Source organism: Alphaproteobacteria bacterium (genome assembly GCA_018063245.1).
In the GTDB taxonomy this organism is placed as follows: Bacteria; Pseudomonadota; Alphaproteobacteria; order JAGPBS01; family JAGPBS01; genus JAGPBS01.
Map to the genome: position 1 here is coordinate 49,791 of JAGPBS010000001.1, position 14,299 is coordinate 64,089.

The following is a 14,299-nucleotide window of genomic DNA, read 5'->3' on the forward strand; positions in this document are numbered from 1 at the left end:
TGCAACACATAATTTAGCAAGGAAAGATCAGATGAGTACACAGAATCACACAGAGGCTTCCTCCTTTTTTCAGCAGCAGCTTGCAACAAGTGATCCAGCGATTGCAGCGATCATCAAAAAAGAAAATGCAAGACAGCAAAATCAAATTGAAATGATTGCCTCTGAGAATTACACCTCAGCAGCAGTGATGGCAGCGCAAGGATCTGTCCTTACCAATAAATATGCCGAAGGTTATCCAAACCGTCGTTATTATGGTGGGTGTGAAGTTGTTGATGAGGCGGAAACACTCGCCATTGAGCGCGCATGCGAGTTGTTCGGTTGCGACTTTGCCAATGTGCAGCCTCATTCAGGAGCGCAAGCAAACCAAGCTGTGATGCTCGCTTTGCTTGAGCCTGGAGATTCTTTCATGGGCCTTTCTTTGAATGCAGGGGGACACTTAACGCACGGATCTCCTGTGAATCTATCAGGAAAATGGTTCAAGCCAATTCCTTACATGGTAAAGCCTGATACACATCTGATCGATTTTGATGAAGTTGAAGCTTTAGCTTTAGAGCATCGCCCTAAGCTTATTATTACAGGTGGTTCAGCTTATCCACGTACGATTGACTTTAAAAAATTCCGCGAGATTGCGGATAAAATCGGAGCCTACTTATGGGTTGATATGGCTCACTTTGCTGGTCTTGTTGCGGGTGGTGCACATCCAAATCCCCTTGATTATGCGCATATCGTCACAACAACAACGCATAAAACCTTACGTGGCCCACGCGGAGGGATGATTCTAAGCCGCGATGTTGAGCTTGGTAAAAAGATCAATTCTGCTGTATTCCCTGGTCTTCAAGGCGGTCCTTTAATGCATGTGATTGCAGCTAAAGCTGTCGCTTTGGGTGAGGCATTGCAGCCATCTTTCAAAACCTACGCACAGCAAGTTGTGAAAAATGCGAAAAAGCTTAGCGATGTGATTAAAGCGGGTGGTTTAAATCTTGTCTCTGGCGGTACAGACACGCATTTGATTTTGGTTGATTTGCGCCCCAAAGGTGTGACCGGTAAAGATGCAGAGAAAGTGCTCGAGTCAATCGGCATTGCTTGCAATAAAAATGGGATTCCGTATGATACAGAAAAGCCGATGATTACCTCAGGCATTCGTTTGGGGACACCAGCTGGCACAACCAGAGGCTTTAAAGAAGCTGAGTTTGAAGAAATCGGCAAGATTATTTGCGGCGTGATTGATTTAATGTCAAAAGGGCCAGTGAATGAGTCTGATTTGACCTCTTACAAACAGCGCGTTCAAGCTTTGTGCGATGCTTTTCCAATTTATGATATGGTATAATCATGAGATGTCCATTTTGTGGCAACGAAGAAACGCAAGTAAAAGATTCGCGGGCGAGTGATGATCAAACATCCATTCGCCGGCGTCGTTTCTGTCCAAAATGCGTTGGTCGTTTTACGACTTTTGAACGGGTGCAGTTGCGCGAACTGACTGTGATGAAGAATGATGGCGTCAAAGAGGCTTTTGATCGTGATAAAATTACGCGTTCTATCCAGATTGCCTTGCGCAAAAGACCTGTCTCGTTGGATCAAATTGAGCTTTTGGTGAATAGTTTAATCAGACAGCTTGAAACGCATGTTGAGCAAGATGTCACAACAAAGCTGATTGGGCAATTGGTCATGGATGCTCTCTCAGAACTTGATCAAGTTGGTTATGTGCGCTATGCCTCGGTCTATCATGACTTTCAAAACCCTTCTGACTTTAACCGTTTTGTCCAGAAGCTAAAGCCACAAGAGATTACTCAGCTGTTGTAGTGCTTGCCCTACGTCTTGAGATTTGTTGTGATGGATCTTCTAGCGGATGAAAGGATTTGATATGAGGGCTCACGGCTCGCTCGATTGTTCTCGCATCTAAAGATAATCTGAATTCAACTGAGTGATTCATATCAACATTATCTTGTGCTGTTTCAAAAATAATAGAGCTTGAATCGCTTGAATGAGGTAGTCCATATTCACGTGGATTGAGTTCAATTGTCGGTATCATGGTTCTCTCCTTTTTTAGGTGTGTAAGTCTCCCTATTCTGAGTACGTCATCGCGAGGAGCGATAGCGACGTGGCGATCTTGTATAGTGAGATGAGATTGCCACGGCGCAACAAGGAGCGCCTCGCAATGACGAATGTGCTATTGCTTACAATCTTAGTATAAGAGGAGGGAGTTAATTTTTCACCCTAGTATCACGCCAAACAATTTTTCACCATCAAAATGGGTGATTTTTGCCCGTTGAACGGAACCAATTTGCAATTCAGAGCCTTCTTGCGGCTCCAAATGAACTTCAGCAAACTCTGGGCTGCGGCCCATGCTGTTTTTTTCAATCAAAAGCTCTGTCTCACGGCCAACGCAGCTCTGTAAATAAGCTTTGACCTTCTCTTCACCTTTGGCTCTGAGGCGTGCAGCTCTTTCTTTGCGAATGACTGATTCAACTTGAGGCATGCGAGCAGCTGGCGTTCCGTCTCGCGGGGAATAAGGGAAAACATGGAGCCAGGTCAAATCACATTCATCCACGATGCGCATTGTGTTTTCAAACATCTCATCTGTTTCTGTCGGAAAGCCAGCAATTAAATCAGCGCCAAAGACAATATTTGGGCGAACGGCTCTCGCTCTTTTGCAAAATTCGATGGCATCATCTCTTAAGTGACGACGTTTCATGCGCTTGAGAATCATGTCGTCACCCGCCTGAAGGCTCACATGGAGATGCGGCATGAGTCTTTCTTCATGCGCAATCAAATCCCAAAGATCATCATCAATCTCAACGGGATCAAGGGATGAAAGGCGCAGGCGTTTAAGGCCAGGGTTCTGGTTTAGAACACGGCGGATCATCTGGCCAAAGGTGGGTGAGCCTGGTAAATCAGCGCCGTAAGCTGTTACGTCAACGCCGGTGAAAACAATTTCCTGATACCCAGAGTCGATGAGTTTTTTGACATGATCAGCAATAACGCCGATCGGGACTGATCTTGAATTGCCGCGTCCAAAAGGGATTGTACAAAAGGTGCAACGATGATCGCAGCCATTTTGAACCTGTAAAAAGGCGCGAGATTTTTCTTCAAAACCCTCAATCAGCTGATGAGCTGTTTCTTGAATGGTCATGATATCAGTCACTTGAACGCGTTCAACATCATTGCCGACACGTGGCTTATAGGATTCAAATAGCATTTTTTCATGATTGCCGAGCAAAAGGTCAATCTCGGGCATAGCGGCAAATTGCTCTGGGCGAATCTGAACGGCACAGCCAGTGACAATGATTTTGGCATCAGGATTTTGGCGACGCATTTTGCGGATCGATTGCCTTGCTTGTCTTTCAGCCTCTGCAGTCACGGCGCAGGTATTGATAATGATTGTGTTTTCAAGGCCAGCTGTTGTGGCATGACTTTTCATCACTTCAGATTCGTAACTGTTGAGACGACAGCCGAAGGTGACAAGTTGAACAGAATCATCTGATTTTTGAAGAGCATCTTTTGACATAAGATCCATAAAATAAACAAATTAAAAGTAAAAGGCAAGAGATTATTTTTCGCAGTCAAGAAGGCGTTGTTTCACATCAAGTCCCCAGGCATAGCCACAGAGTCCTTTATTCGATCCAATCACGCGGTGGCATGGAATAAAAAGTGAGATTGGATTTTTGCCAATGGCTGATCCTGTCGCTCTCACACTTTTTGGGCGCCCAATTTGGGTGGCTATTTGCTGATAAGTTGTGGTTTTTCCGTATGGGATATCAAGAAGAGCCTTCCAGATTGACACTTGAAAGTCGGTTCCATTCACACAAAATTGGATAGAAGAGTCAATCGGCTTGTCTGTCAGAAAGGTGTTGATTTGCTCTGTCCAAAAGGGATCCGTTTTGTTGATGTCAGAGAAAGTCACAGATTTTGCTTTGAGTTTGATGATTGATTTTGGATCAGGCATTTCATTTTTGCGATGGATACTGGCCCAGTAGAGCTTTTTACCTTGAGCGCCAATTAAGATATTAAAGTGAGGCATGGAAATGAGCGATAGATCAATTGAAAGTGTATCAAGAGGGCTGTGTAAAAAGGTCATCATTGTCTCCGTCGTTTATATGGTGTGACTTACAATAGCATCATTGTTAGCCTCTTCACACTTTTTTTGTTTGCTTGTGATAAAATTCTGGCGTGGGTGGTTTAAATATTGTATTAATAGGACCATCAATGTTTATTCAAGTCGAGGGATCCAAAAATGACAAAAGCAAATGATGCTCCAAAACAACAGGCGCCAACACAAATTATTATCAATGCTCAATATATCAAGGATCTTTCTTTTGAAAATCCAAATGCGCCTTTCAGCCTATTGCCAAGCAAAGAAGCCCCAAAGATCAATATTGAATTTAATGTAACGGCTAATGATCTTGACGTTGCGGATGATGCATCTCAAGGTAAAACGGATGGTGAGGCGAAAAACAAGCTTACAGAAATCACAATGATTTTTAAGGCTGAAGCTGTTACGCAAAATAAAACATCATTTGTGATTGAGCTATCCTATGCTGGTGTTTTCACAACAACAGGCCTTACAGATCAACAAAAGCACTTCTTGGTTCATATTGAAGGGCCACATATTCTATTCCCATTCTGCAGAGCCATTATCGCACAAACAACCAGAGAAGGTGGTTTTCCGCCTCTCTTCTTAGCACCGCCAGATTTTGGTCATCTTTACCAACAAAGAATGCAACAAGAAATGCAGGCAGCTGAAAAGATAACGGAAGACAATCCTAAGAATAAAACCATCAATTAATACAGGGCGTTAGAGCGATTTAGATGCCCGAGGAGCGATTCGTTTGGGAAGCATCTTTTGCGCTGCTTCTTCGTAGCCATTTTTTGCTGCTTCTTGAAACCAAAAGTAGGCTTTTGTGAGGTTTTGATGAGGTCCTGTCATTTCATAAATCTCAGCAAGCTCAAATTGAGCCTCTACGTATAGTTCTGTCGCTTTTGTTAAATAAGCGATTGCTGTTTCAAGTTCTTTTTCTTCTTTATAAACAAGGCCTAGCTCTAATTGAGACTCACCGTGCCCATTGTCAGAGGCTCTTTCTAAGTAGAACATTCCTTTATCATAATCTTCAGGTGTGTTGATTCCATGGAGATACATACATCCCAATTTGTGTGTGGATGGATTAAAATTATGATCAGCAGCAATTTGATAGTAGGCTATTGCTTTTTGAATGTTAATCTCTGTACCAAAGCCAAGTTCAAACATGACACCAAGTTGATGATTTGCTTTGATGTGGCCTTTCTGTGCTGCATTTAGAAAACACTCAAATGCAGTTTCTCTAGGATTTTCAAATTCAGGAAACTCTATATGGACCATTCCAAGATAAAATTGAGCCTCTGCACTCCCTTGGGATGCAGCCTTAACCAAGTAGTCTTTTGCTATGCCTAAATCCCTGCCGACAAGCTCTCCTTTACGGTAATGAATACCTAAATAAAGCTGTGCAGTCATGTCATTTTCTTTTGCAGCCTCGGTCCATAGCTCAATGATTCTATTTCTTATATCTGCGTTTAAGTTAATGCTTGGTTCAGTATTATAGATAAAGCCAAGGATGACCTTTGCAGGGGTAAAATTGAGCTCTGCAGAAATCTCAAGATAATGAATTGCTTTTGTAAGCTGTTTTGCATCATCATTAATTTCATAATGCTTAATCCCCAAATTGTATAGAGCTTCGGGATGCTCTAGATTAGCTGCTTTTTGAAGATACACATTTGCTTTTGCATCGTCTGTTGTATTGACATAAAGGTCAAAATAATAATCACCGTCTTTTTCATGCTTAAGGCGTTTAGCTGCAGAGTCTCGGCTCATGATGGTTTTAATATCAACCTTTACTGAAGGTTGAGTGGATTCGATATTTCTTTTTGTGGCCTTCTCAATACTGATATTTTCATCAGTTTGAGTTAGATTTTGGGTGTTTGAGTTGGTATTAAATTGAATGCCTGACATGAAAATACTCTCAGTTACAAATATAGATTTCTTTAAAAAAATGGATGAAACGTTAAAGAATGTTCATCTCTGCGGTATGTAAAAATAGTTATCTAACTATAAGAATATATTATATTAAAAAAATATGCAAGAAATAAGTGGGGTTATGGTTGTGAAGCCAAGGTCACATAATTTGTTGATGAAAGTGTATGTAAGAGTTATCAATAAATACCGTCATGGTGAGGAGCGACTTGTCGCGACGTGACCATCCAGAAATCTTTCAATAGATGCCGTTCGTTGATCCTTCAGGGCTGGATCCTCGCGGCCCGCCTTGCGGGCCTCAGGATGACGAGTTAGAGACATTGAGCTCCATTGGAGCCTTCTAAGCTGCTTTTGCTTTTTGTACCGTTAAAGACAGGCCGTCAGCATTGCCTGTGATCTCTACATTTTCATTTTGTGTGATCTTTCCTTCCAGAATCATGGAGGCGAGGGGATTTTGAATATGGTGTTGAATGATGCGTTTGAGGGGGCGAGCACCATAGACTTGATCGAATCCTTCATTGCCAAGCCATTCTTTTGCAGAAGAGGTGAGCGTGATTGTGATCCCATGCTGTGTGAGTAATTTTTGTAATTTGGCAATATTGATATCAACAATGATATCCATATCATCGCGGCTGAGGCGGTGGAACAGAAGGATTTCATCGAGCCTGTTTAAAAACTCAGGCCTAAAGTGCGCTTTGACAGCTTCCATGACTTTGTCTTTGACATCAGCAAGCGCTTCTGTGGGACTCATATATTCTGAACCAAGGTTTGATGTAAGGATGATGAGCGTATTTTTAAAATCAACCTTGCGTCCTTGTCCATCGGTTAGATGTCCTTCATCGAGAACTTGCAAGAGAACATTGAAAACATCCCGGTGCGCTTTTTCAATTTCATCAAACAGGATCACTTGATAAGGTCTTCTGCGGACAGCTTCAGTGAGAGCGCCGCCTTCTTCATAGCCTACATATCCGGGAGGGGCACCAATGAGCCTTGCAACCGAATGTTTTTCCATATATTCAGACATATCAACACGTACCATGGCTGTTTCGTCATCAAACATAAATTCAGCCAAAGCTTTGGTGAGTTCTGTTTTCCCAACACCTGTGGGGCCTAAAAACATGAATGATCCCATAGGTCTGTTTGGATCTTGAAGGCCGGCTCTTGCTCTGCGGATCGCATTTGAGACGGCTGTTACGGCTTCATCTTGGCCGACAACACGTCGGCGGAGATGGTCTTCCATGGTGAGCAGTTTTTCACGCTCGCCCGTGAGCATGCGCTGGACAGGAATGCCTGTCCAACGGCTCACAACAGTTGCAATGTCATTTTCTGAGACTTCTTCTTTGAGCAATTCAAGGGAGGAGTGATCTTGTGCAGCTTTTAATTTACGTTCAAGTTCAGGGATGAGGCCATAGGCAATTTCACCTGCTTTTGAGAGATTGCCTTGTCTTTGTGCAATCTCCAGTTCAGAGCGGCGCATATCAAGCTCTTCTTTGATTTTTTGAGCAGAACTCATCTGATCTTTTTCAGCGCGCCATTTTTGAGTGAGCTCTTTTGATTTGGTATGAAGCTCTTGAAGCTCTGTTTCAAGGTGAGCAAGGCGTTTTTTTGCGCCTTCATCTTTTTCCTTTTTCAGCGCCTCACTTTCCATGGTGAGCTGCATGATCCGACGATCAAGCTCATCAAGCTCAACAGGCTTGCTTTCAGCTTCCATCCTGATTTTTGCAGCGGCCTCATCAATGAGATCGATCGCTTTATCAGGTAAAAATCGATCTGTAATATAGCGGTTTGAAAGCTGTGCTGCTGCGACAATTGCGCCATCTGTAATCCGGATACCGTGATGCAGTTCATATTTTTCCTTCAGACCGCGCAGGATTGAAATTGTATCTTCAACGGTTGGTTCATCCACAAAAGTTGGCTGAAATCTGCGGGCAAGGGCTGCATCTTTTTCAATATATTTTCGATATTCATCAAGGGTTGTTGCGCCAACGCAATGGAGCTCTCCACGAGCCAAAGCGGGTTTGAGCATGTTTGAAGCATCCATTGCGCCATCGGCTTTTCCAGCGCCAATAAGTGTGTGGAGCTCGTCAATGAAAACAATGACTTGACCTTCTGCTTTGGTGATTTCTTGCAGAACGGCTTTGAGTCTTTCCTCAAACTCACCCCGGAATTTTGCACCAGCGACAAGAGCTCCTAAATCAAGGACGAGCAATTTTTTATGTCTGAGACTTTCAGGAACATCGCCATTTATAATTCTTTGGGCAAGGCCTTCGATGATGGCTGTTTTCCCAACGCCAGGCTCACCAATAAGAACAGGGTTGTTTTTTGTGCGACGAGAGAGGATTTCAATTGTGCGCCTAATTTCTTCATCGCGTCCAATGACAGGGTCAAGCTTACCGTCTTGAGCTTTTGCGGTAAGGTCTTGTGTGTATTTTTCAAGAGCTTCAAAGGTTTGTTCAGCGTTTGGGTTGTTGATGTTTTGACCGCTTCTCATTTCTTTTAATACCTCTTTTGCTTTGGATTTTTGGCCAGATGCTCCTTCAACCAACTCACCGATTTCTGTGTGATAGAGAAGGGAGATGATGAGCACATCTGTGCCTAAAAATTGATCTTTGAGTTCTTGAGCATATTTCTCAGCCTCTGCGAAGGCCCGTGCGAGTTTGGGCTCGAAATAAACTTGACCTGCTCCAGATCCTTCCACTTTTGGGATCTTATCCAATTCTGTTTTGAGAGATGATTTGAGTGAGGTTAGGTTTGTTCCAATCTTTTTGAGAAAGCGTGTTCCGTAGCTTGTTGGGTCTTCAAGAATCGCCAAAAAAATATGCACAGCGCTGATTTGCTGATTTTTTTGTGTTAAAGCGAGGGATTGAGCCTTTTGCAAGATTGTTTGGACATCTTCTGTGATCTTATTGAAATCCATGTGAAACTTCCTTTCCAATTCTCTTACTATATTAATTGGAAATTGTTTCAAAAATTACAAGAGGGGGTGATATGTATTTTGTTTAACCTTGAGCCTGATCTTTATAAAAGGCGATGAGTGTTTTTCTGATATCCGCTAGAGCGCCTTTATCGAGATGAGTCTCGCCCTTGTGCGGGGCATGAGCACCAATTGTATAGTTACCTAAAGTCACACGATCGATACCACCACTTTTAGACATTTGACGACTTGTCGCTTCTTTTGTTGTTTTGAGATACTGAACAAAAGTTTGTAAGTTTTCTTTTGTCACTTTTCCTTTTGTCATAATCTCATTGTAGATTTTTTTGATCTGGTTTGGGGCTTTTTGTATATAGAATCTTTCAATTCTTGTTTCTTCCTCTTTGAGTTGTTTTGTAAGATCTTGAATGACGCGTTGTGTATCTTGTATCCGCGTTTTGATTTTAACAGTTGGTTCTTTTTTTACTTTTGGGATCGCTTGCGCAGCAGGTGTTTGTTTGGGTGGCTCAGGATTTTCTGCAACCGTTGGCACTTCTACAGTTTCAGCTTCAGCTTCAGGTTCTTGGGATTGTGGTTTTTTCTTTTGTGGCTTTGAAGGCATAGCGAGTTGATATGACTCAGCGATTTCTTCTTTGGTTGGTTGTCTGATTTTGTAGCGTCGTGAAATTTCTGAGAGAGATTTGCTGAGTTTGATCATTAAATCATGCAGCATCATAATATATTTGGGGTAATAATAGATGATTTCATTCTCAGAAAGCGTAAAGACGAGATCAAGCATGTCGAGCGTTGCGAGAGCTTTTTCAGGTGATAGTTCTTGCATTGCAAGTGTTTCAAAGACAGGGCGAAACATCTGTAAAGCAAATTTAAAACGATTGACTGTCTCAGGTTTGCGGATGTCTACTGGTCTTTTGAGATAAGGGGTGATGAGTTTTTCATAAATAATTTCAATTGTCATGAGTTTAACAGGAAGCATCTGTCGGCGACTTGGATGATTTAGATATTGGACATATTCAAGCGCTTTTTCAATGTTCGAATAGGGCATTCCTGGTTGCGCTAAATAGGCTGCGAGCTGTGCGTAGCCTGCCATGACAAAGCCAATCGGTGTTTTGAAAGGAGTTTCTTGAAGCAAGTTTTCTTGTCTGACTTCTTTGAGCCAATTATTAAGAATCGTCATTGCTTTGTTAGCGTTTTTTTCGGTGCCTTGTCCAAAGAAATGGCAGATAGACAGAAAGAGTTTAACTTCTTTAAAGCCGCCATCTTCCTCGATTTCTGTGAAGTAATTAAAGGCTTTTTTGAAATCTGCTTCATTGCCTTCCAGCTCGGCACTTTCATAGTAGATGATGCCCAAATCTAAAAGTCCAATGGTACGAACTGGTTTCTGAGGGTTTTCATGAGCAAGGTTTAACATAAAGATGGCTTTATCTAGATCCGCTTCTGAACGCCCTGATTTGGTATAATAATATTGGCCAACAGCAAGTTGAGCGCGCCAGAATTTTTTTGTAGCACTGATTTCTAAAAAGGAAAGACCTTCTTGAATCGATCCTTGGTCCATCAGCTGTGTTCCATATTCGTAACAAGCGGTCACATCTTGATGCTCAGTTGCCATTCTTTTAATAAGCTCTGCTTCAAATGCATCTGGGTCCTCTGTCACAAAGGGGGCAAGAGTTCGCATTGTTGCAAGATTCGGAGAATTGAGATGCGCAATGCGCGATAGGTAAAACTCTTTTCTCTTTACGTTTTTGAGACAAAAAGTATAGGCAATGTCTCTTTCAAGAAGCGGAATATTTTCGACCGTGAAGGTTTGAGGATTTTGAAAACGGGTGAGAATGTCTGTGAGTAATATTTTGATGGCCGGGGTGTCATAGGTTTGAATCCATGCGTGTGCATCATAGATAAGTGTTGTGATCTCTGGTGTTAAATGTTTTTCAAATGCGCTCATCAAAATCTCCTTAAAATAATAGGCTCACTCTAACGGAACTGAGGATAAATTTCAAGTATAATATTGTTAATTTTAAAAACTGTAATTTTTTTGTTGATTTTTTATTTAATGTATGGTAATTCTATAAATAATAACGCAAATGAATAATCAGTATTGAAAGTTATTTTGAGTTATATCAACGTAAGATTTTTATTTTTAGAGATCTGACTGGAAACCAAACTGAAGAGTGAGAAGCTGGAATTTAACATTCTTCAATAAGTTTAAAACTGGAGACTAAAATGGTACATCTACCTGCTGGAACAGGGGATGAGAGCCCCACAACAAAAGCACTGAGCGTCAAACTCAGTGCTTCTCTCACAAAAAAACCACCGCTTCCTTCTCGATCACATAAAGTGAATCGGGCTTTTGCAAATCCTTCGGGATCTGTATTGCTTGACACACAGCTTCAATATAGGCCTTTTCCTTTGAGTGAGGCCTATGCCTATATGAATGATACAGGCGTTGTGAAATGTTATAAAACAGATCGACTCATTGCCTTTGAAAATGTTGTTTTAAGACAATTGCCGCAGAAAAAATGCCTTTACGATGGCCCTGTGCATTTAAAAATGATGGTTGAAAGCGATCGAGGATTTGAGACTTTTCCGCTGCAGAATTTCCTAGGCTTGCTTGAAGAGTCTGTCTTATGGGGTGTTCATCAGATTCAATCATTTTCGGTGACTTTTACACCCAGTAAAGAAGGAGATCTTCGCATCCTCAGATTGACAATCAGTAAATCAATCTAAACGGAGGGGCGAATGTTAAATCAAGATGAGAGGCCAGTCACCTGGGCTCATGAAGAGGCTGCACAGCCAAAGTTAGATACCTTTATTGATCGCTTTCTAGAAAAGGGATTGATTACAAGAAGGCAAGCGCATTTAGCACTGGCATGGCGCGAAGATTTTATGATGGCGGGGCTCTTGAGATTGGGCTCAAGTTGTCGTCATTTAGCCCGCATTGATAGAACAATGTTCGGTTATGATCAAGATCATTGGAAAAGGCGTAAGGCCTATCAGCGATGGCAAAAGCAATTTATGAGTTTTAAGCGCCGGCAAGATCGATCAGATTTAGTTGATCTCTGTTGTTTGGACTTGATCCCAGAGACATTTCACCGGATGTATGCAATCAAGAACCGGTTGCATTATTTATTTAGCCTCTTTGAAGACGAGCATTTTAAGAGCTAAGTAATTGAGAATTGTCACAACACCCATGGTGAGAACCCAAGAAATGGTAGGCGTAAGCTCTGCATCTTGAATCAGATAGTGAATGGATGTCGAGCTTATGACCATGAAAAAGATCTGGCTCAGGACAAAAAACACAAATTGGTACCTGTGTTTTTTCTGTACTTTGAAGGACCATTTACGGTTCCAATGATAGCTCCAGAGCATGGCAAGAGCATAGCTTAATCCTTGTGAGATAAAAGGAGCATAAGTTAAAGAATAGGGCGCTGTAAAGTGATAGGTCACAATAAAGATGATATAGGCAAGTAAAGTGTTACTTGCGCCAATCAAGATAAAGCGCGAAAAAGTTTTGGGACAAAAAAAGGAATATTCCTTTTTAAGAATTCTGTTGATGGGATCAAGGGTCATGAGATCTATTATACAAAATTATTCTTGGCTTGTCGAATTTTTTGAAATTCTTGAATGGATTCTGCTTTTAAAAAAGGATTGGTCAAGAGCTCTTCTGCCAAGGTAAAGGGGATGCTTGGCTGATGTTTTTCTCTCAGATTTGTCACTTTTTTCATTCGGTCTTGGACAGCGATGTCAGCTGGATCAAGATGGAGAACAAATCGTCCATTGGCAAGAGTATATTCATGACCGCAGTAGATTTGCGTGTCATGGGGCAGGTTTTTGATTTTTTGAAGCGATTCAAACATTTGCTCATAAGTGCCTTCAAAGAGCCGCCCGCAGCCCATGCCAAAGAGAGTATCACCTGAAAAGAGAATGTGGCGGAGAGGCTCATAGAAAAGGATATGCCCAAGCGTATGGCCTGGTGTTTCAATGACCGTGAAATTTGCATCGCCAAAGGCAAGCTGATCGCCCTCTTTGACAGGATGGGTGATTTGAGGAATTTGTGCCTGATTGAGCGCAGGACCAAAGATTTGTGGGCGATAGAGCCTCGCGAGTTTTTCAACGCCGCCAATATGATCAGAGTGATGGTGCGTTAAAAAAATATGCGTCAGGGTGAGGTGATGTTTTGTGAGATACTCATTCGCTGTATCAAAATCACCAGGATCCACAAGAGCTGTGAGGGTATGGGACTTGTTGTGTAAGAGGTAGATATAATTATCCTCAAAGGCTGGAATCAAGGTAATGGTGAAAGAGGGCGCGTTTGTCATGAGGACGGTCTCGTGGGTTAATGTGAGTTGCTATAAATTAACCGTCATTCAGAGCCACCCCATAAGGGGTGGCGTGGAATCTCAGTTAACAATCAATTGAGTGCAATCCCTTTTTAGAGAATGCAGAGACTCCACGGGCTCCTGTAGGAGCCCTCTGAGTGACGGTTGAGGTTTCTTTCTCTCGATGCTATCCCTCTTTGCTTTTCATGACAAGAAAAAAGCCCTCAGGAGAGGGCTTTTTTGATCAAGGGTGATCTTATTTCTTACGAGATGAGGCAAAGCGAAGGGCGCCTAATCCCATTAAAGATGCAAAGAGCAATGAGAGCATCTCCGGTTCAGGTGTTGGTGTTGTGTAGGTAAACTGAACCACAAGGCCAAGAGTGCTTGTTGCGGGCGTACCTGATGTTGTGAAGGCCGTAGACGTTTGATCTGTATTGGATAAAGTAGCATCAAAAGCATTGTTCCAGAACCCAGCGCCAAATGTTGATTGTATGTCAAAAAGCAGGTTCCCTTGTGTTGGATCATAAAGGAAGGGGGTTGCAAAGGTGAAGACATAGTCAAAATCATAAGTGATGCCATTTGTTCTGACTGATGTGCTTGGTTGAGAAAGGCTAGATGGGCTACTGATAACAACCGTTGCATCGCTGCCGAGATTTGATGTCAAAGAGGTTGAGAGACCATCAACAGCTGCAGATGGTGTTGACATAGTAACCTGTAGGCTGTTTAGGATTATTGGCGACACTGGACTGTTCAGTGTATAACCCTCATTAAGGCGAAAAGCAAAAGAACTGATGAGAATAGGACTCGTTCCAAAAAGACTTGATCCAAAGACTTGTTGGTATTCTAGAGTTGGTGTAACGCTGAACCCAATAGGTCTTGTGGAGGCAGAGTTTCCATTTGTATTTGTTAGAAGAGGATCAGGTGTGACTAGGTAGTGTCGACATTCACTTTAGCCACAAATAAATAGCAGATAGAAGAACAAAAGCCATATAAGAGACCGCCAATTTGTCATATCGCGTTGCTACTCTTCTGAAATGCTTCATTTTATTAAAC

15 protein-coding genes are annotated in these 14,299 nt (G+C 42.2%); 5 read left to right on the plus strand and 10 right to left on the minus strand.

What is annotated here, in order from left to right; translation table 11 throughout:
- The first annotated feature begins 31 nt into the window (after positions 1-31).
- Both KBF71_00240 and nrdR read left to right on the plus strand, forming a co-directional pair.
- The gene (locus KBF71_00240) at positions 32-1,327 is read left to right on the plus strand and encodes a serine hydroxymethyltransferase (GenBank protein MBP9876748.1); all 1,296 of its coding nucleotides are present in this window, start codon (positions 32-34) and stop codon (positions 1,325-1,327) included.
- 2 nt (positions 1,328-1,329) lie between these two features.
- Positions 1,330-1,800, plus strand: coding sequence for a transcriptional repressor NrdR (gene nrdR, locus KBF71_00245; protein MBP9876749.1), 471 nt, complete (start codon positions 1,330-1,332; stop codon positions 1,798-1,800).
- On the opposite strand, the gene KBF71_00250 is transcribed toward nrdR, so the two are convergent.
- The 3 genes from KBF71_00250 to KBF71_00260 form a co-directional block, all read right to left on the minus strand.
- Complete coding sequence (locus KBF71_00250; GenBank protein MBP9876750.1) at positions 1,784-2,029, minus strand: hypothetical protein; 246 nt, start codon at positions 2,027-2,029, stop codon at positions 1,784-1,786. The two genes, nrdR and KBF71_00250, sit on opposite strands and share 17 nt — an antisense overlap.
- Positions 2,030-2,209: 180 nt before the next feature.
- Positions 2,210-3,505, minus strand: a complete 1,296-nt coding sequence (gene mtaB / locus KBF71_00255; protein ID MBP9876751.1) for a tRNA (N(6)-L-threonylcarbamoyladenosine(37)-C(2))-methylthiotransferase MtaB — start codon at positions 3,503-3,505, stop codon at positions 2,210-2,212.
- A 42-nt stretch (positions 3,506-3,547) separates the two neighbouring features.
- The gene (locus tag KBF71_00260; GenBank protein MBP9876752.1) at positions 3,548-4,018 is read right to left on the minus strand and encodes an MGMT family protein; all 471 of its coding nucleotides are present in this window, start codon (positions 4,016-4,018) and stop codon (positions 3,548-3,550) included.
- A gap of 213 nt (positions 4,019-4,231) precedes the next feature.
- On the opposite strand from KBF71_00260, the gene secB reads away from it, so the two are divergent.
- A complete protein-coding gene (gene secB / locus KBF71_00265; protein MBP9876753.1) occupies positions 4,232-4,783 on the plus strand; it encodes a protein-export chaperone SecB in 552 nt (183 codons plus the stop codon).
- A gap of 9 nt (positions 4,784-4,792) precedes the next feature.
- On the opposite strand, the gene KBF71_00270 is transcribed toward secB, so the two are convergent.
- The 3 genes from KBF71_00270 to KBF71_00280 all read right to left on the minus strand — a co-directional run bounded on the left by KBF71_00270 (position 4,793) and on the right by KBF71_00280 (position 10,872).
- Positions 4,793-5,980, minus strand: a complete 1,188-nt coding sequence (locus KBF71_00270; GenBank protein ID MBP9876754.1) for a sel1 repeat family protein — start codon at positions 5,978-5,980, stop codon at positions 4,793-4,795.
- Positions 5,981-6,341: 361 nt separating this feature from the next.
- Complete coding sequence (gene clpB, locus KBF71_00275; protein MBP9876755.1) at positions 6,342-8,918, minus strand: ATP-dependent chaperone ClpB; 2,577 nt, start codon at positions 8,916-8,918, stop codon at positions 6,342-6,344.
- Positions 8,919-9,000: 82 nt separating this feature from the next.
- Positions 9,001-10,872 (minus strand): hypothetical protein, encoded by a 1,872-nt coding sequence (locus tag KBF71_00280; GenBank protein ID MBP9876756.1) that lies wholly within the window; start codon positions 10,870-10,872, stop codon positions 9,001-9,003.
- 278 nt (positions 10,873-11,150) lie between these two features.
- On the opposite strand from KBF71_00280, the gene KBF71_00285 reads away from it, so the two are divergent.
- Positions 11,151-11,654 (plus strand): hypothetical protein, encoded by a 504-nt coding sequence (locus KBF71_00285; protein MBP9876757.1) that lies wholly within the window; start codon positions 11,151-11,153, stop codon positions 11,652-11,654.
- A gap of 12 nt (positions 11,655-11,666) precedes the next feature.
- Positions 11,667-12,092, plus strand: coding sequence for a hypothetical protein (locus KBF71_00290; GenBank protein MBP9876758.1), 426 nt, complete (start codon positions 11,667-11,669; stop codon positions 12,090-12,092).
- Here the strand turns inward: KBF71_00290 and KBF71_00295 are convergent.
- The 4 genes from KBF71_00295 to KBF71_00310 form a co-directional block, all read right to left on the minus strand.
- On the minus strand, positions 12,054-12,497 hold the full coding sequence (locus KBF71_00295; protein ID MBP9876759.1) for a GtrA family protein: 444 nt from the start codon (positions 12,495-12,497) through the stop codon (positions 12,054-12,056). The two genes, KBF71_00290 and KBF71_00295, sit on opposite strands and share 39 nt — an antisense overlap.
- Positions 12,498-12,505: 8 nt before the next feature.
- On the minus strand, positions 12,506-13,246 hold the full coding sequence (gloB, locus tag KBF71_00300) for a hydroxyacylglutathione hydrolase (protein ID MBP9876760.1): 741 nt from the start codon (positions 13,244-13,246) through the stop codon (positions 12,506-12,508).
- Between the two features lie 256 nt (positions 13,247-13,502).
- Positions 13,503-13,952: a hypothetical protein gene (locus tag KBF71_00305; GenBank protein ID MBP9876761.1), complete on the minus strand. Its 450-nt coding sequence runs from the start codon at positions 13,950-13,952 to the stop codon at positions 13,503-13,505.
- Positions 13,953-14,190: 238 nt separating this feature from the next.
- Positions 14,191-14,299 (minus strand): transposase (locus KBF71_00310; protein MBP9876762.1); only part of this gene is annotated, 109 nt, incomplete at its 5' end.

Excerpts from the sequence above, each read along its gene's own strand:
- KBF71_00240 (MBP9876748.1), top strand. The coding sequence starts at position 32 with ATGAGTACACAGAATCACACAGAGGCTTCCTCCTTTTTTCAGCAGCAG.
- nrdR (MBP9876749.1), top strand. The coding sequence starts at position 1,330 with ATGAGATGTCCATTTTGTGGCAACGAAGAAACGCAAGTAAAAGATTCG.
- KBF71_00250 (MBP9876750.1), bottom strand. The coding sequence starts at position 2,029 with ATGATACCGACAATTGAACTCAATCCACGTGAATATGGACTACCTCAT.
- mtaB (MBP9876751.1), bottom strand. The coding sequence starts at position 3,505 with ATGTCAAAAGATGCTCTTCAAAAATCAGATGATTCTGTTCAACTTGTC.
- KBF71_00260 (MBP9876752.1), bottom strand. The coding sequence starts at position 4,018 with ATGCCTCACTTTAATATCTTAATTGGCGCTCAAGGTAAAAAGCTCTAC.
- secB (MBP9876753.1), top strand. The coding sequence starts at position 4,232 with ATGACAAAAGCAAATGATGCTCCAAAACAACAGGCGCCAACACAAATT.
- KBF71_00270 (MBP9876754.1), bottom strand. The coding sequence starts at position 5,980 with ATGTCAGGCATTCAATTTAATACCAACTCAAACACCCAAAATCTAACT.
- clpB (MBP9876755.1), bottom strand. The coding sequence starts at position 8,918 with ATGGATTTCAATAAGATCACAGAAGATGTCCAAACAATCTTGCAAAAG.
- KBF71_00280 (MBP9876756.1), bottom strand. The coding sequence starts at position 10,872 with ATGAGCGCATTTGAAAAACATTTAACACCAGAGATCACAACACTTATC.
- KBF71_00285 (MBP9876757.1), top strand. The coding sequence starts at position 11,151 with ATGGTACATCTACCTGCTGGAACAGGGGATGAGAGCCCCACAACAAAA.
- KBF71_00290 (MBP9876758.1), top strand. The coding sequence starts at position 11,667 with ATGTTAAATCAAGATGAGAGGCCAGTCACCTGGGCTCATGAAGAGGCT.
- KBF71_00295 (MBP9876759.1), bottom strand. The coding sequence starts at position 12,497 with ATGACCCTTGATCCCATCAACAGAATTCTTAAAAAGGAATATTCCTTT.
- gloB (MBP9876760.1), bottom strand. The coding sequence starts at position 13,246 with ATGACAAACGCGCCCTCTTTCACCATTACCTTGATTCCAGCCTTTGAG.
- KBF71_00305 (MBP9876761.1), bottom strand. The coding sequence starts at position 13,952 with ATGTCAACACCATCTGCAGCTGTTGATGGTCTCTCAACCTCTTTGACA.